Below are 24,955 nucleotides of genomic sequence, written 5' to 3' on the forward strand. Positions count from 1 at the left end.
CAAAAATTTAATCACAGATATTCATTAATTCTGATGCAGAATCATTGTGCTATTGGTGAGAAAATTAGTGTTATTTGTGTTTAAAAAATCACTGTTTTGTTTTTATAGCGGTTTGAATTCTCTCCTCAATAAGCCTCCAGTCATACATATGAAAAACTCTCCCGTTACTCATGGCTACAAAGACTCCTTTTGGAAATTTTGGACCTAAATTTACGTTCGTTACTTCCGAACCATCACTTTCAAGAGTAGAAACAGGGATGGCAGCAATTTTTCCTTTGGCAGGGTTTTCTCTCAGATAAACATTAAAAGAATCATTCTGTTGATCGGAAACCAAAATATATCCTTTGTTTTTGGAAGTAGGATAGATGGATATACCCTCTACATCAGATGTAAAATCTCCTTGTCCGAAAACAAGAAGCTCTTCATTTCCTTTTGCCGGATCTGCATAATATTGGTGAACGCCAAATTGTTCATCAGAGTAATAAATATATCCCAGTTCATCGTCCACTGCGATACTTTCTATCTCTTTTAAACCGCTGTATTTTCCAAACTTGCGGACAACATCTCCAGTGATACTTCCGTTCTTTTCCGAAAGCTTATATTGCCATAAATAACCGTTTTTTGGTCCGGATTTTCTTCCAACAATCACAAAAATATTTCCTGTTTCCGGTTTTTTATACATAGAAATTCCCATTGGTCCACGTTCTGTTTCTCCTTCGAATACCGATATTTCGCCAACCTCTTTCAGCTCAGGAAGAGAATACAGCTTTACTTTATTGGTTTCGCGCTCTGTAACTGCTGCAATGTCTGTCTTTTTACCATTTAACACAAAACCATATTCAATATCCACGTTATTAGGACGTTTAAGCCCTAATGCTTTATGGGTGATTTTACCATTCAGATCAAAGACATACAATCCGCCATCAGTATCTTTATCTGTCCCGATGATGATACTCTTTGAGGCATCTTTGGGATTGATCCATATGGCAGGATCATCGGTATCATGCACTACGGTTTCTGTAATAACAGTTGGTTTTAATTTTTCTGCTGATTGGTTTTGCCCTTTGCAGCTCATCACGAAAGGAAGAGTTGCAAGTGCCGCTATATAATATGTTATCTTCTTCATGTTCTTAAAAATCGAATTTCACTCCTAGGGTAAATCTGGGTCTGTAGTATTCTGCCTGTGCCGTTCTGCTTGGAATACCCTGGTAATATCTTAACGGCTGATTGGTAAGATTATTGGCTTCTGCAAAAAACCTTAGCTGGCTTGTAATTTTATAGGAAGCATTGGCATCCAGGAAAAACTGTTTATCATAATAGCGGTCATCAAAAGATTTACCACCCAGTTCATCAATATAATGAGAAGCATAATTCATGGAAACTCTGGCAGAAAAACGTTTGTTTTCCCATGAAAGCGATCCGTTGAACATATGGGGAGCAGCTCCCGGAAAGCCTACATCCGTTCTTTCAGTACCTTCTTCATTCGTAATTCCTTTAGCCTTTGAATGGGTATAGGTATAGTTTACGTAAATTCCCATACCTTTCCAGAATGCTCCAGGAATAAAATCCAATTGTCTTTGTAAAGCGACTTCAAAACCATAAATGTCTACATTATCACCATTACGCTGTTGGGTAAACTTCCAGTTGCTTTCTCCTGCAGGAATAGGATTGGACTGTCCTGCAAAATCGTTGGCAAAATCATTAGCCGTATAATTTCTGCGGGAAAAAGTATAAATAAAGTCTTTCAGGTTTTTGTAAAAAATACCTCCGGACAGAATTCCCACAGACTTAAAGTACTTTTCTGCCATGAAATCGAAATTGTAAGCGTAGGTTGCTTTCAGGTTAGGATTTCCCGCTGAAACAATTTCGTCTTCTGAAATAACGTTAAGATAAGGTACCAACGAGTAATAATTGGGGCGGGCAAGGGCAGTGGTAAATGCTGCACGAAGGACAAGATCCTGAACCGGAACATATTTAAAAGACAGGTTAGGAAGGACATTGGTGTAGGTATTGGTATTATTGATTTTTCCCACCAGATCACTCTCATTCATAACGTAATTTCCGGTATAATCAATTTTGGTGGTTTCTACACGAGCTCCTACGATCATAGAGAGTTTATCATTAAAATCCTGGTCCCAACGGATATATCCTGCATAGATTTGCTCTTTTGCGCTATAATTGTTGGAAAGGAATTTTGAAGGTTTGGATTTTCCATTGAATAAGGCAGGATTAAACAGATCCAATCCACCTAAATAGGCAGGATCAACAAATGCCCCCGGAACATAATTTCCTGGCTGAAAGTTATGTCCGTCAAGATATTGTGTAGGCACAGACAGAAGGCTTCCCATGCTGCTCGTAGGTGTAAATGCATAAAAGTCATTCTCTCTTTCTTTCTCTTTCAAACGAAGCCTTGCACCGGTACGAAGTCTTCCTTTTTGACCATCAATTACAGAAAACGGAAAACGTACATTCACCTTAGCTCCAAATTCCTTTTCCTGAGTATAGCTATTAGCATCAGAAAGATCGCTTAATTTATAGCTTCCCAGGTTGTCTGCTGCAAGAAGATTGAACATAGGAGTTCTTGGGTTGCTAAGGTCCGGAGAAAAGTTCATTTTACTGTTCTCAAATTCTATATATCGCTGATGGGGTTTGTCTTCACTTGCAATAGCATAATTCATAGACCAATCGAGGTCAACTTTGGAGCCCAATAAATGTTCTCCTCTTAAGGCGTAATTTTGAACTTTTTGCTTTTCAAGGCGGGTATTGTCATTAGCGGCATCTCCGCCTTTGTTTTGCCTTGTGATACTGCCTTTCCAGTCTATAATTTCAGATTCATCTGCATTGTAAACCGGTTTTATTTTATAGCCTAATGCAAATCTGTTTTCCTTATCATTTCTGAAATTATACATGGCTGAAGCATAGATCTTGTTTTTAGAATTAAATTCATAATCCATATTCAAATCAAAACTATGTCTGATGCGGTGCTCATTATAGTGACGAACGCCCATTTTACTTACATAAACCGTTTGAGCCCTATCATTGGCCTGGCTCCATACGGGTTCTATATTGTCTGAACCAAAATTATTGTTGTTATAGGAAAAACTGAATACAGCTCCTAGTTTTTTATTCAGGAAACGGTTTCCATAGACCAATCCTGCAGTATAGTTTCCCTTTTCACGGATAGGATTGTATCCGCCCGCCAATGTTGCAGAGATCCTTTGTCCGTTAGGAGAAGCTCTGGTAATCAGGTTTACTGAACCACCGATGGCATCGGCATCCATATCAGGAGTAAGGGTTTTATTAACTTCAATGGTAGAGATCATATCAGAAGGAATAAGGTCCATCTGAACATTTCGGTTATCGCCTTCAGCAGAAGGAATCCTGTCTCCATTTAAGGTCACAGAGTTCAGATTGGGAGCAAGACCTCTGATGATTAGATTTCTGGCTTCACCCTGATCGTTCTGTATCGTAATCCCAGGGACACGTTTTAAGGCATCTCCGATATTGGCATCAGGAAAACGTCCGATTTGATCGGAAGAGATCACATTCGTGATGTTGGAGTTGTTCTTTTGCTTGTTTAAAGCTCTTGCCTGATTCTTCAACGTAGCTCCGGAAACCACAATTTCCCCAATACTTGTTTCCTTTTTATTGAAAATAATGTTCTGTTGGGTATTTTTGTCAGACGCGATAATCACATCATACTGATGCGTACCATACCCCAGATAATCTACTTTCATGGTGTAATTTCCGGGTGGAACATTCAGAAATACAAAATTTCCATGCTCATCGGATGTTGTATAGATATTACCCGGACTTAAGGAGATTTTAGCTCCCGGCAGTGCAATTTTAGAGTCGTCATTAATGTTTCCGGAAAGAGTGCCGGTTTGTGCATAAAAAAAAATAGAAGCACAAAATAAAACAGATGTAAAAATTTTCTTCACTTTCTTGTAATTAGATAAAAATCACAACAAAATTAAACGTCTGTTTGGGATATGCTTTGAAGTTAAAATTAACGTTGTTTTAAGATTTGTTAATAAAGGAATTTTAAATCCTGATCAGATTAAAAAGCTGTTTCCATATGTCTACGCAAACAGCTCTTTAAGCGTGGTGTTTAAGATCTGAATTCTGACTGAAATTCTCTGAACGCTTTGCCAAATTCCTCTGTGAGTTCATAATTGCTGAATTCGTATTCTTCCCGAAGTCCCGTTTGGGTAGAAAGTCTTATATTTCCATAACGCACTACCGGGATCTGATAATTACTTTTGAATCTTTTGTCTCGTGTGCCATTTTTATTGACCTTAGCCCAAGTCTGGCCAATGATTTTGGAATCCCTGGGAACCGTTGAAGTTTCTGTGAAACGGGTGTAAGTTTGCTGAAAATTCAGTTCATTAATTCCAATAATGGCAAAGTTAGTTTCGTTGGTATACATGACAATGAAAGTAGGATAAATGTAAATATCCGCTCCATTTGCATTTTTCATGTACAATGCTTGATAATCTGACTTTATATAAGAAATAGCTCTCAATTCAAAATTAACCTGTCTTCTGCTCACGATTGTACCTGCAGAAGAACGCGTTGCAACTCTATCCTGAAAATGGGCACTGGTGATATCCCATATTTTCTGAGAAGTAGTAAGCTTTTTGAAAGATTCATATGCTTTTTCAAATTTTCTTTTAATATCACTGTCAAAATCAATTTCGAGATTTACATAGCATTTCTCAATCATTTCTTTTGTCTGCTTAATAGCTTCCTGCTGGGTTTTGATATCACGATCTGAATTTTGCGGAATTTCTTTCTTAATAAGTCCATAAAGAAATACATAGCTTAGAATTTTTTTTGCCTTTGTAGCAGAAAGCGCCCGGGTAATTTTTCTGAGATCAGAATTCAGATCTTTTTTCTGCTGCTGAGCTAAAATAATAGCTTCTTTAATGCCCTGCATGTTTTGGCTTGTAATTTCATGAATATCAGCACTGAAAATATTTTCTTCTAAAAGGTAAGGTTGAGCTTCAGGAATCGCGGGATAAGATGAAACTGGCTTAGGTCTTGATGGAGAACCGGACAGTTTATGACGGGTAGAAAATCCAAGAACATTAGTATTAACAGTTGTTCCGGATTTGCCGAAGTTAATACTGGCTCCTTTTACACCAATAGTAGTAGATATTCCTCTTTTACTAAAATTAAGGTGTACACCAGGTATTATTTTGATTCTCTTTCTGTAGCTCCAAGCCATGATTATTGTTTTTTAGATTATTTTGTGAGCCAAAATTAACCAGCAATACTATAATTTATTTACGGGAAACCGTAAGTGGAGGGTTTTGTGTAAAACCTGTCTTCAAATTTCAGACCCCAGATTCTTACTGTGATCGGCTCCTTCCAAGAGCAAAGTCAGCTCATCACATCGTATAATCTTACCTTCCTGAATGGTGAATTCAGCCAGTACTTTATGCCGTACTATACTTCCGTCTTTCAATATTGATTTTGCAGTATGATGGGTAAAAATAGTATTCCCATTTTCAGCGTAATTAAGGATGTCAATCTTTTGCTCAGTAACTTTTTCTTTCAGCTTCTGAATATGCAGAATGAACTCTTCATAATTAAGTTGGGTATGATCTACAAACTGAATGTAATCTTTCGAGAAATATTTTTCAATTAATGATAAATCAAATGTAGGATTTTCTAAAATATTACTGAAAACCTGTTGGATAATCTGTTTCATAAGGGGATTGTTATGACACAAAATTATAAATGAAATAGAGGAGTAAACGATAACATTTGTAAACAGTTTATTGAAAAAATAATCCTACAGGTTCTCGTAGACACAGGTTCACGAATGAATTTCTCATGTATTTTTATGCGTGCATCTGTAACCTTTAAATTATTTAGTTTCTATAGAGGGAATGTTGGTGATAACCTGCCATTTTCCGTTTTCATTTACACAGGTAATGAGAGACGAAAACCGTAATGTTGAACTCTCAAGAGAAACCTGTGCATAAGCGATATTATTTTTCTGCTCCAGAGAATGGTAGGTAATTTGCCGAGGCTTTCCACCAAATGTTTTATCACGTACCAAGCCGATGTATTCATATTTGGGAATAATGAAGATTCCCGTTTTGTCAAAAAAAACATCCTGAATGTTCTGATAATCTTTGTGAAGAATACTTTCCAACAATGCTGTATCACTATTGTCGCCACCTTTAATAAATTGTTCAATGGCCTGTTTAATCTGTTCCATAATTAATTGAGGTGTTTTAAAATTTCGGATTGTTGTAAAGCGATTTTCGCTGCATTGCTGATCTCATCTACCACAGTGCCGTTCAATGGGAAATAGCAGATGTCAGTAATTCCTATATGATTTAATAGTAAGGTCAGATGGTTTTCCAGAGGGTTTCGTGTTTCGGGACTCATACCGCCCATTGAAGAAATGATATAGGCCTTTTTATTTTCAAGCAACCCTTTAAAAGATGTATTTCCTGTAAACGTTTTCTTGGTTCTGATCACGCTGTCAAAGTAGGCTTTTAATGAAGAAGGAATTCCATAATTGTACATGGGACAGGTAATCAGAATTTCGTTACATTGGTATAATTCATCAATCAGTTCGTCAGATAGATGAATACTTTCCGTGTCAGGATTTTCACTGAAGAAAGCATTTACGGTCTGTTGGGTAATGTGAGGAATAAGCTGTCTGGTAACATCTCTTTCCATAATAATTCCATCAGGATTTTTTATTTTCCATTGTTGAATAAAATAGTCGCCTAATGTTCGTGAGTAAGATTGCTCTGTTCTTAAACTGCTGTCGATTCTTAGAAGTGTGTTCATTCTTTTTTTCTTTAAAGACACACCACACTTTTGAAACGTGACAGATTATTGCAATCTTTTTAATTTTTCAGGATCTACAATAGAATAAATTTCTCGGATCATTCCCTCAGAATCTATATCCAGGATGTGACAGTTATAAATACGGCCGTCCTGCCAGAAGCAAATTGCCGGCTGATGATTAAAAATATGGAAAGTATGAGGCTTTTTACCTAAAAACTGTTGCTGTACATAAGCCAGAAGCTGTGCTGTAGCAGATTTTCCAACTTCCATAGCCTTAATAACACGAACACGTTTACCACCATCTGCAGACAACCTGATCTCATCAATAAGCAATTTTTCAATATTAGGAACATCTCCTTCACTTAGAGCCCGTTGATATTGCTGAAGAATATCAGTATGAACAGAGGAATTGAAGCTGTCCGGTTTGTATTTTATATCCTGTAATTGCTTTCCTGCACGGCTTAACAGCTTTCGGGAGTTTTCTACTGAAATATCAAGGGTTTCTGCAATTTCCTGATGAGAATAGTCAAAAGCTTCTTTTAAAATATATACTGCACGTTCTCTGGGATTCAGTTTTTCTAAAAGAACAAGCAGGGTATAACGGGCAGTTTGTTCTTTAATCAGTTTATTTTCTGCATTTTCAAAAGAAAGAGGTTCGGGAAGCCATTCCCCATACACCATTTTTTTACTGTGCCTGTTTTTAAAATTAATCGCATGATTAATGGTGCTTTTGATCAGAAAATTGGCCTCATTCCTGATCTCAGATTTATCCAAAGAAATATATTTTTCTATTACATCCTGTACCAAATCCTGAGAATCTTCATAAGATCCGGTAATATTATAAGCATAGGTAAGCAGCCTGTTGTAATTTTCCTGCATGATATTTCTTTTTAAGACAAACTTAGTGAAGAAAATGTGACAGATAAAAGATAAAAGATAAAAGATAAAAGATCTTCTCGTTAAACTTTAATAGTTACTTTGCTACGTCATGATATACCTCATGATCTGTAAAAATATGTGTCATCTGTGGTTAAATAGAAGGGGAAAGTTATTATTGTTAAAATTTTGATAATTGTGCTGGATTAATCTGAATAGCCTGTAACGTGTCAATAAAAAAGGTTATAGTTCTCATTAAATCTTAATAACTCCCTTTTTAATGATGACAAATTGCATGATATAATGACAGGAATACAAATAGATTATTCTGAGTTCAGATTGTATTTCTATACAAAACCTTTCGCGTAATAAAGTTGTATAAGAAAAAATAATAAGGTAAAGAACCATACCACATAAGGATGATAACGGAAGTTTTCTTTCAGAATATGATGAAGGGCTTTGAATAGTTTAAAAAAACCGATGATTCCTATGGCAAAAAACACAAAGAAAATAATAAAAAAGATGTAATCTCTGGAACTGTAGGCTCCGGAGCTTGCAATTTTGTCAAGATGGTCAATATAGGATTGTACATCTATGGTCTGTCCTAGGAACATCGCCGAAAAGATAAGGATAAAAAAAGGAGTAGAAGTATAAACAGTAGTATAGATAAAAGAAAAAAGTAAGGTACGGAAAGCTACAGTATTCACTTTTTCCTTTTTATACCATAACAATACAACACTGAATATTACTGCCGTAAAATTGTTTGTCAGGAAGATAAATAAGGCTTTTTCCACCATACTTAATCCCTTGATCTTCGATAGGAAATTATGTTGCCCGCCATAATCCATTAACAGAACAGATACAATAACAGAAGTATATACAGAGAGCTTGATGGGGGACAGGTAGTCGTGAAATCGATCAGTTTCTTCTTTCTCCATTTCATGAACAGACAGATCATAACAACGGCGGGGATCCTGAAACAATCTAAAAATAGTTACCGGGACCAGTAAAATTTCAATGATAATCTGAAGACATAGCTTCTCGAAACTGTCAATCAATTTTTCGAACATACGCGAGGTATTAAGGGAACGGGTTCACTATGCAATTTAATCATTTTTAAATTGCAGCTCGCATAAAACCGGTGATGTAGATGTAATTTATTTCGGAAGTCCCTTCTTCAGAGCGATATTGGCTCTTTCAATAGATTTTTTTTCCTTCCAGTCCATGTATCTTTTTTTATACCTGCCTTTCATGAAATTGTCAAAATTACGCTGAACAGCAAGATTCCATAAAGAATGTGCTTTTACAGCCCAGCTTTTATCCCATGCACGAAGAGAAAGAGAGAAAGATCCATCCAGATATTTCATCCAGTGCCACCAACCGGTAGGCATGAACAGGGTGTCTCCATGTTCAAGGTAACATTCTATTCCTTCAATACCATCCAACGCCGGAAATTTTTCAAAATCAGGGTTAGAGATATCATAATCTTCCAGTGCATAAGTAGCATAGGGAAGTTTATACAAACGGGTTTTCCACTTGTATTCGAAGAGAAGAACATGCTTTCTTCCGTTGAAATGAGTATGGAAGATATGAGGCATATCAATATCATAGTGAAGGAACGTTACCGAACCTTTCCCTCCGAAGAACATACTTGGATATTTATCTAAAAATCCACCCATCAGATTCTTGGGCGGGATATAATCATCCAACAATTTAGGGGCAAACTTGATAGGATCAAAAAAGAAGATTCTTAGATCTGTAGGCTCCCTTTGGATCAGGTCAACGTATTCACCAAATGGCATTTTGGTAGTGGGAGTGTTGATGGGAGCTGCAGGATCAGCTTTAGCGCTGTCGTATAAAGGAACAACAACATCACCAACTACTTCTTTCATATACTCCATTGTCCATTTTTGATATGCAGGCCAATTTCTCGCCATGTTTTTGATTACCACTGGCTTGCGAGGCTTAAGATATTTTTCACGGAAATCTTCTTGTGAAATGTCATCTACAATATCAATTGGTTTAAGGAGTATGCCCATTCGTTTTAAATTATTCCGCTAAAGTATTAATAATTTATGATAATAAGTGAAAATAATTTCGTTTATCTGGAATTAATATAAATAGATAAAAAAACAAGACGGATGATTTTTTGTAAAGCATTTATTAATAGGGTTATTTGTCTGTTTTCTGTGGAAATATATTTAATTTCATGAAAAAATAGTATGATATGGTGAGATAATAGTTTATAGCTTTATGAAAGTGAATTGACAAAGGTGTTAAGTCAATAATAAAAGAGGAGTAAAAGAAATTCTAAATTTTGTAGAATTTATGAAATATTGATCTTAAATTATAACTTGACTAATTTGAAATACAATTGAATAATGAGAAAAAATATAATAAAGCCTTTTATTTTCAACATAATACTGCTGTCTGTATTAGTCTATGTACTTGGGCTTACAGACAGTGCCTTCCAGCAGGTTTACCCTTCTCATACTATTTTATCTTATGGAATTAATTCTCTGAAATATTTTCTATTTTGGGTACTCCCTTATTGGTGGTTCATTATCATAGTAGGTGCTGTGGTATTGACTTTTTTATATGTGGTATTTAGAAAGATAAGAAGTGATTTTTGAATCAAAGAATAACAAAAGCTTTCTGATTATAAAGATAAACCGATGGAAAGGGACTAGATTGAAACTCAAATCATGCAGAAGTATTGGATAGCAGCTACTTTTCTTAGTAGTTTTAAGAAAAAAATAATAATGCAAGAAGGAGTATATATATTTATTGGAAATGAAGCTCAGTTTCCATCCGGTGTTTTTACGACGATAGAAAATGCAAAACAATGGATCGAAAAATATTCTTTAAGCGGAATATTAAACAAATATCCTTTAGATGAAGGACTTTATGACTGGGCCATAAAAAAAGATTTTTTTACAGCTAAAAATGAGCATCAGAAAGGGGCAAAATTTATTCAAAGATTTACAAGTGCATCAATGGAGCATTTGCATTTTGAAAATGGTCAACAGATATAGCCGAATACAATGTTTTGCATCACAATCCCAATTCTTATATTTGATGTATGAAAAAAGTACGTCTGTTAGCATTATTTTTAGTTGTTTTCAATACGGGTTACCATGCACAAATGAAATCCTTGCCCAAGATTGAATCTGGGGTTTCGTATGAACTGGCTCAGTTTAGAAAAAGTACATTAAGTGAGATTAAATATGAACTCAGTCTGAAAATTCCTGAAAATAAGTCGGAAAGGATTTCCGGAACTGAAGTTCTTCGTTTTCAATATAAAAAACAACGCGAATCTCCATTGCTGATCGATTTTAAAGAAGATCCTTCATCACTTTTATCCGTATCAGTGAACGGTCAGGTGATAAAACCGATTTTGGAAAATGAACATGTGGTTATTGATGCCCAATACCTAAAATCAGGATCCAATCAGATTAATTTTATTTTTTTAGCAGGAAACGGTGCATTGAACAGACGTGACGGTTACCTGTATGCCTTATTTGTGCCGGATCGTGCCAGAACCATGTTTCCATGTTTCGATCAGCCTAATCTGAAGGCTCATTATTCCCTGACTCTTACCATTCCTGAAAAATGGAGTGCAATATCCAACGGGAAACTGAATGATACCACTGTAGAACAAGGACAAAAGACATTGAAATTCAATCAGTCAGATCTGCTTCCTACCTATCTGTTTTCTTTTGCTGCCGGAGATTTTAAAAATCATACGGAGAAAATCAGTCAGCAGGATACCAGAATCCTATACCGTGAAACCGATACTGCAAAAATTAAGAACAGCATGGACTCTATCTTCACGCTGTATCGTAATTCTCTTGATTATTATGAACAATGGACAGGTATCAAACATCCTTTCCAAAAGCACGGAATGGCGGCTATTCCGGATTTCCAATTCGGAGGAATGGAACATCCTGGTACTATATTATTTCAAAATTCTACCTTGTTTTTAGATAAAAACGCGACACAGAACCAGCTGAATAACCGGTCCAATTTAATTGCCCATGAAGTAGCTCATCTTTGGTTTGGAGATCTGGTAACAATGGATTGGTTTAATGATGTTTGGATGAAAGAAGTTTTTGCCAATTTTATGGCAGATAAAAGTACCGGAGCATCCTCGGATAAAAGGGTATACGATCTGAAGTTTTTAACCACCCATTTTCCGGCGGCTTATTCTGTAGATCGTACATTAGGAGCAAATCCTATCCGTCAGATTTTGGATAATCTGCAGAATGCAGGAATGATGTACGGCCCAATTATTTATAACAAAGCTCCGATTATGATGCGGCAGCTGGAATTATTGATCGGAGAGGAGGATTTCCAAAAAGGAGTAAGTGAATACCTCACAAAGTATGAATATAATAATGCAAGTTGGCCGGATCTTATTGCCATCCTTGATAAACATACTCCAAAAGATCTGCAAAGCTGGAATAAAGTATGGGTGAATGACCCCGGGAGACCTACTATTGATTACGATGTAAAATATAAAGGTGACAAAATAGAACGATTTATCATTGTTCAAAAGCCGGAATATGGAAAAGAACAAAAACTGTGGCCACAGGAATTTGAAATCAGCCTTTTTTATACCGATAAAATTGAAAAAGTAAAGGTGAAACTGGATGGTAAGCAACAGGAAATTTCAGAATTAAAAGGAAAAGCAAAACCTCTGTTTGTCTTACAAAATTCATCCGGAATAGGATATGGAGTATTTAAAACAGACAGAACAGTCATGTCAAACTTTGCTTTGATGAAAGACCCTATCAACCGTGCCAGCGCCTATATTTCGCTATATGAAAATATGTTGAACAGTTCAGAAGTTGAAACGCAGGAAGTATTGAGCTTCTTTACAGAACAGTTGCCTAAAGAAACTACAGAACTGAATCTTCGTTTGATTACAGGTTATATTTCCTCTATTTATTGGAATTTTTTACCTGAAAATGCCAGACTGAAGGAATCCGGAAATCTGGAAGACCGGCTATGGGAAGCATTACAGGTGCAGACGGCAAAAAATAACAAAAAGATTATATTTGATGGTTACCAGAATATTTTCCAGTCTCAACAAGCGTATGATAATCTGTACACGATCTGGAAGTCTCAGATGCCACCACAAGGAGTATCGCTTAATGATGAAGACTTCACCAATCTTGCTCTTGCGTTGTCATTAAGAAATTCAAATAATAATGAGCTGTTGCAGGAACAGCTAACGAGAATTAAAAACCAGGATAGGATCAATCGATTTAAGATTATCATGCAGGCTGCTTCATCAGATCAGAAGGTGCGTGATGATTTCTTCAACGGGCTTATACAAAAACAAAACAGAGCCAATGAATCTGCAGTGGGTTCAGCATTGGGGTATCTGCATCATCCGCTAAGACAACAGACTTCTATCCATTACCTTTCTAAGTCCTTAGATATTTTACAGGAAATTCAGAAAACCGGAGATATATTTTTCCCGGATAACTGGCTTCGTTCTACGTTCAGCAGCTATCAGAATCCAAAAGCACTTGAGGTTGTTAATCAGTTTCTTTTGAAAAATCCTGATTATAATGTTATTTTGAAAAATAAAATTCTACAGGCTACAGATAATTTGAGAAGAGCACAGAAGCTGGTAAAGTAATTAGAAGTATTTATTAAGAGAAAACAAGATGAAATTTTTGAAAATGTTTATGTTGCGGACTCTCTCAGTTGGATGTGATTGTGCGGAATAAGGAAAACCGATTTTCATAAAAGCATAATTAAAAAATTGAAAACAAATTGATAACATTATTACCAGCTAGCAGCCTGTCTGTTTCTCAGAAAATGGCTATCTTCGGCTTCATAAAAAATATGATATGCAAGTATATGAAGGGATTTCTGTGGGGTTGTATCTGTTATTAATGATAGGTATAGGCATATATTCTTATAGAAAATCAACCAACAACTCAGAAGAGTTTTTAATTGGAGGAAGAAAAATGGGTGCTGCTGTTACAGCATTATCCGCAGGAGCTGCAGATATGAGTGGCTGGCTGTTGATGGGAGTTCCGGGAGCCATGTATCTTTCAGGTATTTCCAGCTCATGGATTGCGATAGGGCTAACACTTGGAGCATTTCTCAATTACATTATTGTGGCACCAAGGCTCAGGATTTATACCGAAGTGGCTCAAAACGCCATCACCTTACCTGTATTTTTTGAAAACAGGTTTAAAAATAAAAACCACCTTTTGAAGATTACTTCTTCTATCTTTATTCTGGTATTTTTTACCCTGTACACATCAGCAGGAATGGTATCCGGTGGAAAACTTTTCGAATCAGCTTTCGGAATGGATTACACTGTAGGGTTACTATTGACAAGCTTAGTAGTAGTTTTATATACATTTTTAGGTGGATTCCTGGCGGTAAGTCTTACGGATTTTGTACAGGGAACCATTATGGTGTTGGCATTGGTTATAGTGCCCATTGTGGCCATTATTCAGATTGGAGGTGTAGGAGAGACTTTATCATTAATTGAGGCTAAAGATCCCAAATACCTGGATTTATTCAGAGGAACCACTACCGTGAGTATTATGTCTTTATTGGCGTGGGGATTAGGATACTGTGGCCAGCCACATATTCTGGTTCGTTTCATGGCTATTGATAAGCCAAAAGATCTGGTGAAAGCAAGAAGAATCGGGATTACATGGATGATCTTCACTGTTGCAGGAGCTTTAGCTATTGGTTTGGTAGGAATTGCTTATCTGCAGAAATTCGATATAGAAACCATGATGAAATTCGATGGATCAAAGACAGAAGCAGAAACTATTTTCATTTACTTCTCCCGTATTTTATTCCATCCTTTTATTGCAGGATTCCTGTTAACAGCGATTCTGGCAGCAGTAATGAGTACCATTTCTTCTCAGTTATTGGTAACTTCAAGTTCATTAACAGAAGATATTTATAAAGCTTTCCTGAATAAAAAAGCAACACCCAAGCAGCTTTTGGTGGCCAGCAGGCTTTCCGTTTTATTGGTAGCAGTTATTGCCGGTTTTTTATCATTAGATCCTAAAGACAGTATTCTTAATCTGGTAGGAAATGCCTGGGCAGGTTTTGGTTCCGCATTTGGACCATTGATCCTGTTGTCTCTTTTATGGAAGAAAACAACATGGCAGGGAGGCTTTGCCGGAATGTTAGTAGGAGGAATTACAGTCCTGGCATGGGTATATCTTCAGCATCCGTTGAAAGACTGGTATGAAATTATTCCTGGATTCATCCTTTCTTTAGTAACTAATATCATTATTTCTCTATTGACCTACAAACCTGATACAGTTATTGAAAGTGAATTTAATGAAGTTAAAAAAATTATGCAGGAACCATAATAGGAACGACTAATTAATATAAAAAAACAAACCCTTGCCCATAAGCGAGGGTTTTGTGTTTTTTGTAATGTCAGGAAGCCGGAGGCTGGAAGAGGGAAGTAATTCTGGTCTTGAAATCAAAAGTGATCTTCTGTAGAGGATTTTAATTATCTTTAAATAATCTTATATTAAAATGAAAAAAATATCGCTTAGTATAGGAGCTGTTCTCCTGTTAGCTGTTGTTTTATTTTACAAGTTTTACTTTAATAAATAACATTATCAAAGCGAGTGTTATAAAGATAATGCTTGCCCCGATACTATTTTCAATACCATAATGAGCAATCCAAAATCCGCCGAATAAAGTTCCGGTGGTTACAGCAAAATTTCCGCAGGAAGTAAAGATACTATTAATGAACTCTGATGAGCCGGAAACAGAAGACGTGACATTGAGATTACTGATGAGAAACCCTCCTGAATGAATAAACCCCCAGAATCCGATGATCCAAACCATGGGTGCAAAAAAACTGCCATAACCATAGATCAATACATGGATGCCAGTCAGTAAAATCAAAAATATACAAGTGGTTTGAAACGGAAACCTACTCATATATTTTCCTGCAATTTTATTTCCCAAAACCCCAACCGTACCAAACATAAAGAGCATGATAGTGATTTGTTTACCATTCATATGGGTTACATTTTTCAGGAATTCTGCCATATAACCGTAGGTAGAGTACATTGCCGCAATGGTGAAGAATGCGATCAATAAACCAATCCATAAGTTTTTATTTTGAAAAATGTTGAGATCAAATACCATTGGAAATTCTATTTCTTTTTCAATGGCTGGTAATAAAAGCTGAACTCCAATGAATGCCACAATATTAATGCCAGCTGTTAATAAAAAAGAAGACTGCCAGTAAAATAGATCAGACATTAAAGTAGCTAAAGGAACTCCCAACACAGTAGCCAGCGTAAGCCCGGAAAAAATAATACTTACTGCTTTTGATTTGTCTGAAGGATCGGAAGCTTTTTCAGCAAAAGATAAAGCAATGGACCAGTAAACAGGATGAAAAAAGGCAGGAAGCATTCTGACTACCAGTAATACATAAAAATTTCCAATATAAGCAGAGAGAATATTGGCTACGGCAAAAATAAGCAGAGAAGAAACCAGCAGACTTTTTCTTTTAAATGATGACAATACAACAAGCATAAATGGGCCAAAAACGGCTACAATCAAAGCAAAAGCACTCAGAAGCCAACCTGCTTTTTCAATGGAAATACCAAAGGTAGATGCAATTTCCGGCAATACTCCAATCACTCCAAATTCTGTTGTTGTGATTCCGAATACACCTAACGCAAGCACATAAAGATTTCTTTTCGATTTCATAATTTTTTTGTGCAAATTTGCAGAATAGACTATCAGAAAACTATATACTTACCTTTTAGTTCTATACTTACCTTTTTGAAAGTGTAATAATAAAAAACAGTATTATGCCCCAGTTTTTCCACGATAAAAGATTGTATTATACGCCGATTGAATTTGCTTTAAGCCATATTGGCGGAACCTGGAAGATGCCTATTTTGTGGAGATTGCAGGAAAAACCACTTCGTTTCAGTGAACTTAAAAAAGATATTCCTCATATCACAGACAAAATGCTGACCAGCCAGCTAAGAGAGCTGGAGAGTAAAGAAATGATCCATCGTGAGGTGTATCCTGTTGTTCCTCCAAAAGTTGAATATAGCCTTACCGAAAAAGGAAAAAAAGCAATTCCGGTAATTGAAACCATCATGAAATATGGATATGATCTGATTCAGGATGAAGGAATTATTTTTCCGCCTAAAGAATAGCAGATGTTTCCCTATTCATTTTCATAAAAATAAATTATCTTTACGGATATTCCATTGATTTTATAATGGAATTGGAGCTTTATTCCGAAATATTCCGGTTTTTTCTACCTGTTTTCGGGCATTCATTTATTTCTAGATTTACATTCCCCGTATTTTTCTTGTTTTAGCACTGTAAGCAGAAATATTTTTTTCTGTTTTCTCAATATCATCCTGAAAGAATTGATTAACCCTCATAAAAATTGAAAATGAAAAATAATAATACCTCTCAAAAACTCTATATCCTTACCGGAGGTCCGGGAGCAGGGAAAACCACTTTACTGGAAGCGTTAAGCGCCATCGGATTTACTACTGTACCTGAAGAAGGACGAAAAATTATCAAAGAGCAGCTAAACTCCAATGGAAATGGACTGCCCTGGATTGATAAAGAACTTTTTGCAAAACTGATGTTTGAGGCTTCTGTAAAAAGTTATCAGAAAATAGTCGAAATTTCTGGGACTGACCCTGTTTTTTTTGATCGTGGAATATTAGACACTATTGGCTATCTCAAGTTGGAAAAGCTTCCTGTTGCCAAAGAAATGGATAGAATTGCTCATGAAATACAGTATAATACAGATGTGTTCATCCTTCCACCTTGGAAAGAGATTTATGAAAACGATCCTGAAAGAAAACAAACATTTGAAATCGCTGAACGTACTTTTGAATGTATGTATAAGACTTATCGGGAATATGGTTATCACATCATTGAGATACCAAGAATAACAGTAGAGAAACGAATCAGATTTATTCTTGAAATTATTCAAGAGCATCATAAAAATTGAGTTTTTTGGGTGTATTTTACTTATGAGTACTCATTTTTTGTAACTTTAAATAATTAAATACACTTTAGATATTTTTTAACCATGAATCTGAGAAAAATGAATGAAGAAGATCTGGAAGCAGTTGTAAAACTACTTGATCAGTTGGGATATCCTAATACCGGAGAATTTCTGCCCCTCAAAATGAAAAACCTTTTACAGGATCCTGATGAATACCTCACTGTTGCAGAAGATACTGAAGGAAATGTTGTAGGTTTTATATCTATTCATATTATTCCACAAATTGCTCTCCGAGGAGATTTTGCAAGAATTAGTTATTTCTCCGTTGATGAAAATTACAGAAGTTCGGGAATTGGAAAAATTCTAGAAGAGTATTGCGAACAGGTAGCCCGGAAACGAAACTGTGATAGAATAGAGCTGCATTGCAATTTCCATAGAGAACAGGCTCATCGGTTTTATTACAGACAAGGATATACAGAATCTCCCAAATATCTGTTGAAAAAATTGTAATGATTGATCCATCTGAAAAAGAATTAATAGATCTTGCAGAATATGATCTTGCAGTCAGGGAAAAGCTATTCTCTGAAGGAAAGTTATCTCAGGGATATCATCCGGAAATGGAGACTGTTCATAAAAGCAATGCGCAAAGGCTTCGGGAAATCATAAATGAAATAGGATTTCCAACAATCTCAAAGGTCGGTCAAAAAGCAAGTGATGCTGCATGGCTTATCATTCAGCATTCTATTGGGGAACCTAAATTTATGAAGGAGTGTTACAAGATGATGACAGAAAACAGTCATGATATTAATCTAAAAAATAGAGCATATCTCTATGATCGGATCAGGGTATTTCAGGGCATGCCTCAAAAATATGGTACTCAGCTTATTGTTGGCGGAATCCCTTTTCCGGTGGAAGACAAAGAAAACCTGAATAGGGTACGGGAAGAAGTTAATTTACCTCTATTATCAGAAAAAGAAATTAGTCAAATTCCTGATGTGGAAGAGATCCCGGATATTGATGGAAAAGATGAAGGATATTTAATCTGGAGAAAGAAAACGGGCTGGGCGTAAGGTTCAACGTTTAAAGCTGAGTGCCCGGTATTCCTCATTCTCTATGGTGATGGTAAGACCAATAAGCACAGGTGTAAAAGCAGTAGAATGCACTAGCCAGTCTTCCAGTTTCACTTTTAACAGATTCACTACAGGCGTTATCATTTTGCCTGGATAACACTTATTCAGCATAAAACTGAAAAAGCTTCAATGAATCATTTCCTGTACGTTCTGATTTATCTCCGTCATTGTTATAAAATTTATTGATACAAAATTAGAGAAGGTCTATGAGGCTTTACTGATAGAAATCAGAATGAAAATGGTACAAATCAAAGATTTTTAACAGAGGAAAGCTGGCAGCAGGAGACTGGAAGTTACTAGAGTATTTTATAACGGGTTGTTTTTATTGATTTTAAATGATTTATATTTTTAACCTGTTATTTTTCGCATCAGCATTTCCAAGGGACCCTGTTTGAACTTTTTGCCCCAAATTTTACTGAAATACATACTGAGTATAAAAAATCCTATGGAATACAGTAAAATATAAAGAGGTTCCAACGTGTTTTTTCCACTTACCACTTCCGAATAGTTTTTCCCTTGGAATAAAGCCAATACAATAAGACCAATGCTGAGGTGAGATACATAATGGGTAAGAGTCATTTGTCCTGTTCTTGCCAGATCCATCGCCCAGCTTTTTTCAGAAATATATTGACTGATCAACATAAAACCTGTAATAAGCATCATCCCAAACCCTATTGTATTCAGGAGAAAAGGTAACACAGGCGGAATATAGTCTGCATAGATGAATTCGCGGGTTGCTGTATTCAAATTCATGAAATTACTTCCATAGCGGATTCCTTCAACAAAAAGATATAAGATAAGACCAATGCTGAAGGTTTTTTGCTGAGTCTGTTTCAGAGTCCAATCAAGCCTTCCCATATAGAGCCCGATTGCAAAATAGGCAAACCACGGAAATATAGGATTCCAGCCATTGTAAAAGGTATTTCTGATAAATCCGGAAAGCTTCCAGAAATCCAAATATTCAAGAGTTACCAGATTCCATCCGGTTTCAAACGGAATCACCAGAAGCAAAAGATGAAATATCAGAATAACAATCGCAGCGGCAATCAGATAATACTTTTTATCCATGAATACCAGCAATGCCCCAATACTCATATAACCGCCATAAAGATGGAGGATATCCGCAGGCCACCACAAACAAAATAATATTCCGAATATAAAAAGGAAAGCCGCTCTTTTAAGGATGGTATGGCGAAGTCTTCTTCTATCCTCCTGGGTATATTCCAGAATCCGATTGGTCATGAGGGCAACTCCCATTCCTGCAAGGATCACAAATACCGTACTGGAATGCCCGCTGAAAAGTACCAGAAATTTTCCAAGAAATGATGGATCATCATGATTCCCGAATACCATATTAAAATTAACAATAAACATCCCGAAAATGGCATACGCCCGGGCAAGATCAAATCCGATAATTCTTTTTTTCATACTGCATGATAACTGGCAGCAAAAATCAAGGTTAAGATTGGATATTCCTTTGATAAAAGTCAAAAAAATGGGGAAGGTTGGAAGCGGAAAGATGAAAAAGAGGAACTTTGGATGTCTTGAGATCTGTATCCGTTTTTATGAATGTAAAAAAATACAGAGATTTCCAACCTGATAGTAACTCCAGCCCCGTTTCCCTCATATTCATTTTTTAGCCCGAATCCTGCTCAGTGTTTCCAGGGAAATTCCCAGATAAGAAGCAATATAAGTAAGTTTCAGGTGATGAAAATATTCCGGAGATTTTTTCAGAAGATCTTCATATCGTTCTGTTGCATTCAGGGCATGAAAATTAAAAAGCCTGTCCTCCAGCCAGATAATGTATAGTTCAGTCAGAAGAATATCATATTCCATCAATAAAGGGAACTTTTGCTTTGCGATTTCAAAAGCTTTGTAATCTACAGTTTCTACTGTTACATCAGTGAGACATTCAATAACCTCTTTGCTGGGTTTTTGACTGATATAGCTCTTAAAGGAAATGGCAATATCATCTTTAAAGAAAAACTCGGTAGTGATCTCCTTTTTATCCGCGTAAGTGAATTTTCGGGCAACACCATCAACAATGAGATGGCTTTTTCTGCATATTTCATCTTGCTGTAACAGGATCTCTCCTTTTTTAAACTGTTTTGTAACGGTTATTTTGTCAAGAGCTTCAAGAGTTTCTTTGTCAAATCGGGAAATAAGAGCCTGAATTTTTTCAATATGTTCTGTCATAATAGACTTTAATCTTTAAAAGGGTTCCCCATTATAATTTTTCAATAGATTCCGGTGAAATAAAGTTCCATTTTGCAAATAAGCTCAAATGAAGTTGCTTTGCCAGTGCAACAGAAGCTGTATTATCCAGCTGGCAACGATATTGTGGTTCATAGCCATCTTCTAAAGCAGCCTTTGAAATGACCTGAACAGCCTGTTTAGCATACCCTTTTCCTCTGAATTGATTTAATGTAATGACGCCTATATCAGATAATTTAGTATCCTGCCAAGGATACATACTTGTTGCGGCAACCAGTTGATTGTTCTCGAAGATTCCATATACCTTCCAATGTTCCAGTTCTACAAAAGCACCATCCAGATCTTCTTCCGTAGACAAAGATTCAAACATAGAAAAATGCTCAGTATCATCTTCCGTTAAAGGACGGATGTTTTCCGGTGAATTAAGATTTAAAATTTTAGATTTCTCTTCTTCAGGGAAATAAAAAATATAGTCTGCTCCATACAGAGAGATTTCTTTATCCTTTAAAGTATTGATAAATTTTTCAAAATCAAGTGTAGTAAGGTTGGCATTTTTGAAATAACGGGCAACTTTTGAATTGATGATCGCCCAAGTGTTTCCGGATGGAAATTCCAGAGTCATAATCTGGCTGCCTTCCTCCAGATCTTCATTCAGAAATAAAGTGAAAGCAGGATTGTTACAGAGAACTTCGCCCTGAAACTGATCTTTCCAGTATTCCTGAACAATGGGTGATGTGATTTTGCTGGTGTACATTATGGATGTTGAATGGATGTTTTTTACATGTATAGACGATTTGCATAAGAGATTGTCTCAAAAATTTTAAAATGGATCTTTGTTATTTCTATTTTTCAATCCATCCCCGAAAATAAATATTAAATGTCTTTACTTTTGAAAAAACTCTGATATGATACCTTAAAGATACTACTAATTGTTCAATAGTGGTCTTGGATCAAATAGTACTTTTAAAGAATGGATCTTTCCATCCCTAATCTGATACCATCCCGAAGCTTCTATGGTTTTGTTTCCCATATCAATTATATACCAGAAACAAACATCTTCACCTGCTGTAAAGGTTTTTATGATCTGATATTTAAATTTCATCTGCCTCATGTCTTTCATATACACTGAGGCCTTCTCTCTTGTTCCTAGTACACCTATGAATGTAAATTCAGGATCAAGACAGCTTTCTGCTTTTTCAAAATCTTCTTCATTTAGGTACTGGATAAACTGTTCCGCGACATTTTGGGTTGTAGTGTTCATAATATTTTTTATACAAGCAAAATTAGCGGATCAGTATCAATCTTCTTTGTGACGATCGTCACAAAATGGATGTAGTTGTAATTTTTATCAACATTCATAATCACAATGGGAGGTTGGCAAAATTAAGGAAGACATTGCTGATTTTGTTCCAAAAGGCTATGAAATTTTTGAAAAATCTTATGGTGATCTCAATAAAGATGGACTGGAAGATTGTATGCTCATCATCAAAAAAATAGAAGCAGCCAATATTGTAAACCATGAATCTCAGGGCAGGCTGGATATGAACTGTTGTGGTATCATAGTCCTTTTTAAAAACCAGAATGGTTATCAATTGGCTGCAGAAAATGATACCTGTTTTTCATCTGAGAATGAGGATGGAGGTGTCTATTTTTCTCCTGAACTTTTTGTAGAGGCTGAAAAAGGAAATTTGATCGTTCACTATGCCCATGGAAGATATAGATATTGGCGGTATATATTCAGGTATCAGAATTCTGGCTTTGAACTGATTGGATACGATGAAAGTTCCAATAATGGTCCACTGGTGAACAGTACAACCAGTATCAATTTTTCAACAAAAAAGAAAAGAAAAGAAAAGATACCAACACCAATGAGGATGCAGTAGGAGGAGACGAAATATTTGAAACCACCTGAGGCAATATAAAAATTACCAAACTGTTTAACCTTACAGGAATCAAGGGTTTTGAAGAAACGGCAACGTCAGAAATTGTAGCTCCAATAATAACTTCCAGCCTCTCTCTTCCAGCTTCCAGTCTATTATCCTTAATTTTATTATCCCAAACTCGGGTTAAATTATGAAAGTGTATTTATATGCTTCAAGACAGACTGATTTTCATTGACATTATTTTATTTCCGCATTTTTTATATATTCTTTAATCCAGAGAGAAAGGTCTTCTTCTGAAGAAATATTGATTTTTTTTCTGAAATTATATCTGTTATTTTCTATGGTTTTTACAGATTTAAAAGTGTATTGCGAAATTTCTTTTGTTGTAAAGCCAAGATAGAGATAAGCTGATAGAACAAGTTCAGAAGTTCTGAACTTAGGATTTATTTTTAACATTTTTCCGGTGAAGTCAGGAAAAATCATTTGAAATCTATTCCAAAATTCCGGCGAATTGTTTTTAACCATCAGAATGAGTTCTGATACTGAATCATTAACTTTTTCCTGTAATGTGGTAATGGTTTTCTCTTTTACTGTCAGATCATATTTTGTCTTTTCTAACAAATCATTTTTGCTTTCAATGATTTTATTTTTTTTCTTTCTTAATTTATGAATAATGTATGCCAAAAGTAATAAGGAAAGTAATAGGGTTGAAGTATAAATAAGGATATTTTTGTTCCTAGCTGCGTTGGTTTTTTCTATTTCTTCATTTAAAAGACCTTCCGCAATTCGTACAATATCTTGTCTTGTGACTTTTTCATCAAATCTTCTTTGTTCCGACGATATCTTTAAATATTTTTTCTCATTGGAAATATCTCCTATTTTGTTATAACACTGAGAAATCTTCAGGTTTATATCTGAGCTGGAATACAGATACTTTTTTTTATTTTCAATGGCGTTTTTATAATAGCTGATAGCATTTTTGTATTGTTTTGATAAAAAATAATAGTCTCCATATGCTTCTAAAATAGGGTATATATAGGTGTGATTTTCTTTAATAGCTTGAATGTAAGATTTTTCTATGAATGGAAGAGCCTGTTTTTCTTTGTGCTCCCTGTTGTATATCTGAGCTTTATAAAAGTAACTGTAAGCCTTTCTTCTAAACATACGGTTAAATGAGAGATACTGTTTTTCAGGAATTTCTTCAGCCAATTGTATAGATTTGTTAATATAGAAATGTGCAGAATCATATTTTTGATTTTCTGTATAACAATCGGCTATCCACATATATATTCTTGAGACAAAAAGTTTTGACTCAGCATTTTTGTTAGGGTCTACCAGCTTTAACGCAGCCTTATTTTCCTTCATTTCCTGCGGGATCATGTAAAGTCTGGAATAATAAATACTGGTAAGTTCAGTAAAAAGAGCCATTAAAAAGGAATTGTTTCTTACAGCTTCTTCATTTCTCCCTTTTTTTATAAAGGCGTAGCTTTCTTTGTATTTACCCATAAAAATCATGTTTCGAGCCATATAATAGTAAGCATCAGCTTTTTGTTTTGAAGTTCCGGATTTATCTGCAAGAAGACAGGCTCTTTTTGAATACATGTATGATTTTAATGGCTCTCTATAGCTAAAATCATCAGATAACTTTATCAATACATCAATATTATTATTGATTTTTTGAGAGGAAGGAAAATAAAAAATAGGGATAATTAATAAAAGAATAAAAGACCGGAATTTCATTATGATAGTTTTTGAATAAAAGAAAATTTATTAAATATATCATTTTTTAGTGAAAAATGTTTTGTTTTTTTTGTTTAGTTGTGGGATTTTACTAAGAATAATAACAATTTGAATAAATATAATTCTATTAGTCAGCAAAACGGCCGCTAATATATTTATTATCACATTTTTTACAGGACTTATATAATTTCAGTGTAATATGTAAGTTGTTGATTGTTATTGTTTTAAAAAATAGAGTAGTCGTTGGGGGGTAATTTTTTTTGACCTTTTATGTATTTTCAATTGTTTTA

The 24,955-nt window shown here is 35.4% G+C and carries 25 protein-coding genes; 9 read left to right on the plus strand and 16 right to left on the minus strand.

The window, feature by feature from the left end:
* Nucleotides 1-88 precede the first annotated feature (88 nt).
* The 9 genes from CHSO_RS11050 to CHSO_RS11090 form a co-directional block, all read right to left on the minus strand.
* Entirely contained in the window at nt 89-1,126 is a 1,038-nt protein-coding gene (locus tag CHSO_RS11050) for a phytase (RefSeq protein WP_084220966.1), read from the minus strand.
* 4 nt (nt 1,127-1,130) lie between these two features.
* Entirely contained in the window at nt 1,131-3,941 is a 2,811-nt protein-coding gene (locus CHSO_RS11055) for a TonB-dependent receptor (protein ID WP_045495874.1), read from the minus strand.
* Between the two features lie 170 nt (nt 3,942-4,111).
* Nucleotides 4,112-5,230, minus strand: coding sequence for a DUF4236 domain-containing protein (locus tag CHSO_RS11060; protein WP_045495876.1), 1,119 nt, complete (start codon nt 5,228-5,230; stop codon nt 4,112-4,114).
* 102 nt (nt 5,231-5,332) lie between these two features.
* On the minus strand, nt 5,333-5,716 hold the full coding sequence (locus tag CHSO_RS11065; RefSeq protein ID WP_045495878.1) for a nuclear transport factor 2 family protein: 384 nt from the start codon (nt 5,714-5,716) through the stop codon (nt 5,333-5,335).
* Between the two features lie 159 nt (nt 5,717-5,875).
* Nucleotides 5,876-6,232, minus strand: coding sequence for a nuclear transport factor 2 family protein (locus CHSO_RS11070; RefSeq protein WP_045495880.1), 357 nt, complete (start codon nt 6,230-6,232; stop codon nt 5,876-5,878).
* 2 nt (nt 6,233-6,234) lie between these two features.
* Nucleotides 6,235-6,816, minus strand: coding sequence for an FMN-dependent NADH-azoreductase (locus CHSO_RS11075; protein WP_144428902.1), 582 nt, complete (start codon nt 6,814-6,816; stop codon nt 6,235-6,237).
* Nucleotides 6,817-6,861: 45 nt separating this feature from the next.
* Nucleotides 6,862-7,695: a sigma-70 family RNA polymerase sigma factor gene (locus tag CHSO_RS11080; protein ID WP_045495881.1), complete on the minus strand. Its 834-nt coding sequence runs from the start codon at nt 7,693-7,695 to the stop codon at nt 6,862-6,864.
* Nucleotides 7,696-8,039: 344 nt separating this feature from the next.
* The gene (locus CHSO_RS11085; RefSeq protein WP_045495882.1) at nt 8,040-8,762 is read right to left on the minus strand and encodes a hypothetical protein; all 723 of its coding nucleotides are present in this window, start codon (nt 8,760-8,762) and stop codon (nt 8,040-8,042) included.
* A gap of 87 nt (nt 8,763-8,849) precedes the next feature.
* Nucleotides 8,850-9,731, minus strand: coding sequence for a cupin-like domain-containing protein (locus tag CHSO_RS11090; protein ID WP_045495883.1), 882 nt, complete (start codon nt 9,729-9,731; stop codon nt 8,850-8,852).
* 342 nt (nt 9,732-10,073) lie between these two features.
* Between CHSO_RS11090 and CHSO_RS11095 the strand changes: the two genes are divergently transcribed.
* The 4 genes from CHSO_RS11095 to putP all read left to right on the plus strand — a co-directional run bounded on the left by CHSO_RS11095 (nt 10,074) and on the right by putP (nt 15,056).
* Nucleotides 10,074-10,325 carry a hypothetical protein gene (locus CHSO_RS11095; RefSeq protein ID WP_045495885.1) on the plus strand — a complete coding sequence of 84 codons (252 nt, stop codon included), beginning with the start codon at nt 10,074-10,076 and terminating at the stop codon, nt 10,323-10,325.
* A 129-nt stretch (nt 10,326-10,454) separates the two neighbouring features.
* Entirely contained in the window at nt 10,455-10,727 is a 273-nt protein-coding gene (locus CHSO_RS11100) for a hypothetical protein (protein ID WP_045495886.1), read from the plus strand.
* Between the two features lie 47 nt (nt 10,728-10,774).
* A complete protein-coding gene (locus tag CHSO_RS11105; RefSeq protein WP_045495891.1) occupies nt 10,775-13,342 on the plus strand; it encodes a M1 family metallopeptidase in 2,568 nt (855 codons plus the stop codon).
* A gap of 214 nt (nt 13,343-13,556) precedes the next feature.
* Nucleotides 13,557-15,056 (plus strand): sodium/proline symporter PutP, encoded by a 1,500-nt coding sequence (putP, locus tag CHSO_RS11110; protein WP_045495893.1) that lies wholly within the window; start codon nt 13,557-13,559, stop codon nt 15,054-15,056.
* A gap of 223 nt (nt 15,057-15,279) precedes the next feature.
* Here putP and CHSO_RS11115 read toward each other — a convergent pair whose 3' ends face one another.
* A complete protein-coding gene (locus CHSO_RS11115; RefSeq protein WP_045495895.1) occupies nt 15,280-16,422 on the minus strand; it encodes an MFS transporter in 1,143 nt (380 codons plus the stop codon).
* 104 nt (nt 16,423-16,526) lie between these two features.
* On the opposite strand from CHSO_RS11115, the gene CHSO_RS11120 reads away from it, so the two are divergent.
* From CHSO_RS11120 to CHSO_RS11135, 4 genes are all read left to right on the plus strand, one after another.
* Nucleotides 16,527-16,883 carry a winged helix-turn-helix transcriptional regulator gene (locus CHSO_RS11120; RefSeq protein ID WP_045495896.1) on the plus strand — a complete coding sequence of 119 codons (357 nt, stop codon included), beginning with the start codon at nt 16,527-16,529 and terminating at the stop codon, nt 16,881-16,883.
* Between the two features lie 245 nt (nt 16,884-17,128).
* Nucleotides 17,129-17,701: an AAA family ATPase gene (locus CHSO_RS11125; protein ID WP_045495897.1), complete on the plus strand. Its 573-nt coding sequence runs from the start codon at nt 17,129-17,131 to the stop codon at nt 17,699-17,701.
* Nucleotides 17,702-17,782: 81 nt separating this feature from the next.
* Entirely contained in the window at nt 17,783-18,208 is a 426-nt protein-coding gene (locus CHSO_RS11130; RefSeq protein ID WP_045495898.1) for a GNAT family N-acetyltransferase, read from the plus strand.
* Entirely contained in the window at nt 18,208-18,768 is a 561-nt protein-coding gene (locus CHSO_RS11135; protein WP_045495899.1) for a DUF6624 domain-containing protein, read from the plus strand. The genes CHSO_RS11130 and CHSO_RS11135 overlap by 1 nt, the downstream gene beginning before the upstream one ends.
* A 3-nt stretch (nt 18,769-18,771) precedes the next feature.
* On the opposite strand, the gene CHSO_RS25945 is transcribed toward CHSO_RS11135, so the two are convergent.
* From CHSO_RS25945 to CHSO_RS11155, 5 genes are all read right to left on the minus strand, one after another.
* A complete protein-coding gene (locus CHSO_RS25945; RefSeq protein ID WP_171817638.1) occupies nt 18,772-18,912 on the minus strand; it encodes a hypothetical protein in 141 nt (46 codons plus the stop codon).
* 264 nt (nt 18,913-19,176) lie between these two features.
* Nucleotides 19,177-20,256 (minus strand): DUF418 domain-containing protein, encoded by a 1,080-nt coding sequence (locus CHSO_RS11140; RefSeq protein ID WP_045495901.1) that lies wholly within the window; start codon nt 20,254-20,256, stop codon nt 19,177-19,179.
* 201 nt (nt 20,257-20,457) lie between these two features.
* Entirely contained in the window at nt 20,458-21,024 is a 567-nt protein-coding gene (locus tag CHSO_RS11145; RefSeq protein ID WP_045495902.1) for a Crp/Fnr family transcriptional regulator, read from the minus strand.
* A gap of 31 nt (nt 21,025-21,055) precedes the next feature.
* Nucleotides 21,056-21,796, minus strand: coding sequence for a GNAT family N-acetyltransferase (locus tag CHSO_RS11150; RefSeq protein ID WP_045495903.1), 741 nt, complete (start codon nt 21,794-21,796; stop codon nt 21,056-21,058).
* Between the two features lie 171 nt (nt 21,797-21,967).
* Complete coding sequence (locus CHSO_RS11155) at nt 21,968-22,303, minus strand: nuclear transport factor 2 family protein (RefSeq protein ID WP_045495904.1); 336 nt, start codon at nt 22,301-22,303, stop codon at nt 21,968-21,970.
* Nucleotides 22,304-22,517: 214 nt separating this feature from the next.
* Between CHSO_RS11155 and CHSO_RS11160 the strand changes: the two genes are divergently transcribed.
* Complete coding sequence (locus CHSO_RS11160; protein ID WP_052480570.1) at nt 22,518-22,925, plus strand: hypothetical protein; 408 nt, start codon at nt 22,518-22,520, stop codon at nt 22,923-22,925.
* A 237-nt stretch (nt 22,926-23,162) separates the two neighbouring features.
* On the opposite strand, the gene CHSO_RS11165 is transcribed toward CHSO_RS11160, so the two are convergent.
* Nucleotides 23,163-24,527: a tetratricopeptide repeat protein gene (locus CHSO_RS11165; RefSeq protein ID WP_144428903.1), complete on the minus strand. Its 1,365-nt coding sequence runs from the start codon at nt 24,525-24,527 to the stop codon at nt 23,163-23,165.
* Nucleotides 24,528-24,955: the final 428 nt, after the last annotated feature.

Source organism: Chryseobacterium sp. StRB126 (assembly GCF_000829375.1).
In the GTDB taxonomy this organism is placed as follows: Bacteria; Bacteroidota; Bacteroidia; order Flavobacteriales; family Weeksellaceae; genus Chryseobacterium.

What these genes read in the sequence shown, in the direction of transcription:
- CHSO_RS11050 (WP_084220966.1), bottom strand. Translation starts at nt 1,126, where the DNA reads ATGAAGAAGATAACATATTATATAGCGGCACTTGCAACTCTTCCTTTC.
- CHSO_RS11060 (WP_045495876.1), bottom strand. Translation starts at nt 5,230, where the DNA reads ATGGCTTGGAGCTACAGAAAGAGAATCAAAATAATACCTGGTGTACAC.
- CHSO_RS11065 (WP_045495878.1), bottom strand. Translation starts at nt 5,716, where the DNA reads ATGAAACAGATTATCCAACAGGTTTTCAGTAATATTTTAGAAAATCCT.
- CHSO_RS11070 (WP_045495880.1), bottom strand. Translation starts at nt 6,232, where the DNA reads ATGGAACAGATTAAACAGGCCATTGAACAATTTATTAAAGGTGGCGAC.
- CHSO_RS11075 (WP_144428902.1), bottom strand. Translation starts at nt 6,816, where the DNA reads ATGAACACACTTCTAAGAATCGACAGCAGTTTAAGAACAGAGCAATCT.
- CHSO_RS11080 (WP_045495881.1), bottom strand. Translation starts at nt 7,695, where the DNA reads ATGCAGGAAAATTACAACAGGCTGCTTACCTATGCTTATAATATTACC.
- CHSO_RS11085 (WP_045495882.1), bottom strand. Translation starts at nt 8,762, where the DNA reads ATGTTCGAAAAATTGATTGACAGTTTCGAGAAGCTATGTCTTCAGATT.
- CHSO_RS11090 (WP_045495883.1), bottom strand. Translation starts at nt 9,731, where the DNA reads ATGGGCATACTCCTTAAACCAATTGATATTGTAGATGACATTTCACAA.
- CHSO_RS11095 (WP_045495885.1), top strand. Translation starts at nt 10,074, where the DNA reads ATGAGAAAAAATATAATAAAGCCTTTTATTTTCAACATAATACTGCTG.
- CHSO_RS11100 (WP_045495886.1), top strand. Translation starts at nt 10,455, where the DNA reads ATGCAAGAAGGAGTATATATATTTATTGGAAATGAAGCTCAGTTTCCA.
- CHSO_RS11105 (WP_045495891.1), top strand. Translation starts at nt 10,775, where the DNA reads ATGAAAAAAGTACGTCTGTTAGCATTATTTTTAGTTGTTTTCAATACG.
- putP (WP_045495893.1), top strand. Translation starts at nt 13,557, where the DNA reads ATGCAAGTATATGAAGGGATTTCTGTGGGGTTGTATCTGTTATTAATG.
- CHSO_RS11115 (WP_045495895.1), bottom strand. Translation starts at nt 16,422, where the DNA reads ATGAAATCGAAAAGAAATCTTTATGTGCTTGCGTTAGGTGTATTCGGA.
- CHSO_RS11120 (WP_045495896.1), top strand. Translation starts at nt 16,527, where the DNA reads ATGCCCCAGTTTTTCCACGATAAAAGATTGTATTATACGCCGATTGAA.
- CHSO_RS11125 (WP_045495897.1), top strand. Translation starts at nt 17,129, where the DNA reads ATGAAAAATAATAATACCTCTCAAAAACTCTATATCCTTACCGGAGGT.
- CHSO_RS11130 (WP_045495898.1), top strand. Translation starts at nt 17,783, where the DNA reads ATGAATCTGAGAAAAATGAATGAAGAAGATCTGGAAGCAGTTGTAAAA.
- CHSO_RS11135 (WP_045495899.1), top strand. Translation starts at nt 18,208, where the DNA reads ATGATTGATCCATCTGAAAAAGAATTAATAGATCTTGCAGAATATGAT.
- CHSO_RS25945 (WP_171817638.1), bottom strand. Translation starts at nt 18,912, where the DNA reads ATGATAACGCCTGTAGTGAATCTGTTAAAAGTGAAACTGGAAGACTGG.
- CHSO_RS11140 (WP_045495901.1), bottom strand. Translation starts at nt 20,256, where the DNA reads ATGAAAAAAAGAATTATCGGATTTGATCTTGCCCGGGCGTATGCCATT.
- CHSO_RS11145 (WP_045495902.1), bottom strand. Translation starts at nt 21,024, where the DNA reads ATGACAGAACATATTGAAAAAATTCAGGCTCTTATTTCCCGATTTGAC.
- CHSO_RS11150 (WP_045495903.1), bottom strand. Translation starts at nt 21,796, where the DNA reads ATGTACACCAGCAAAATCACATCACCCATTGTTCAGGAATACTGGAAA.
- CHSO_RS11155 (WP_045495904.1), bottom strand. Translation starts at nt 22,303, where the DNA reads ATGAACACTACAACCCAAAATGTCGCGGAACAGTTTATCCAGTACCTA.
- CHSO_RS11160 (WP_052480570.1), top strand. Translation starts at nt 22,518, where the DNA reads ATGCTCATCATCAAAAAAATAGAAGCAGCCAATATTGTAAACCATGAA.
- CHSO_RS11165 (WP_144428903.1), bottom strand. Translation starts at nt 24,527, where the DNA reads ATGTATTCAAAAAGAGCCTGTCTTCTTGCAGATAAATCCGGAACTTCA.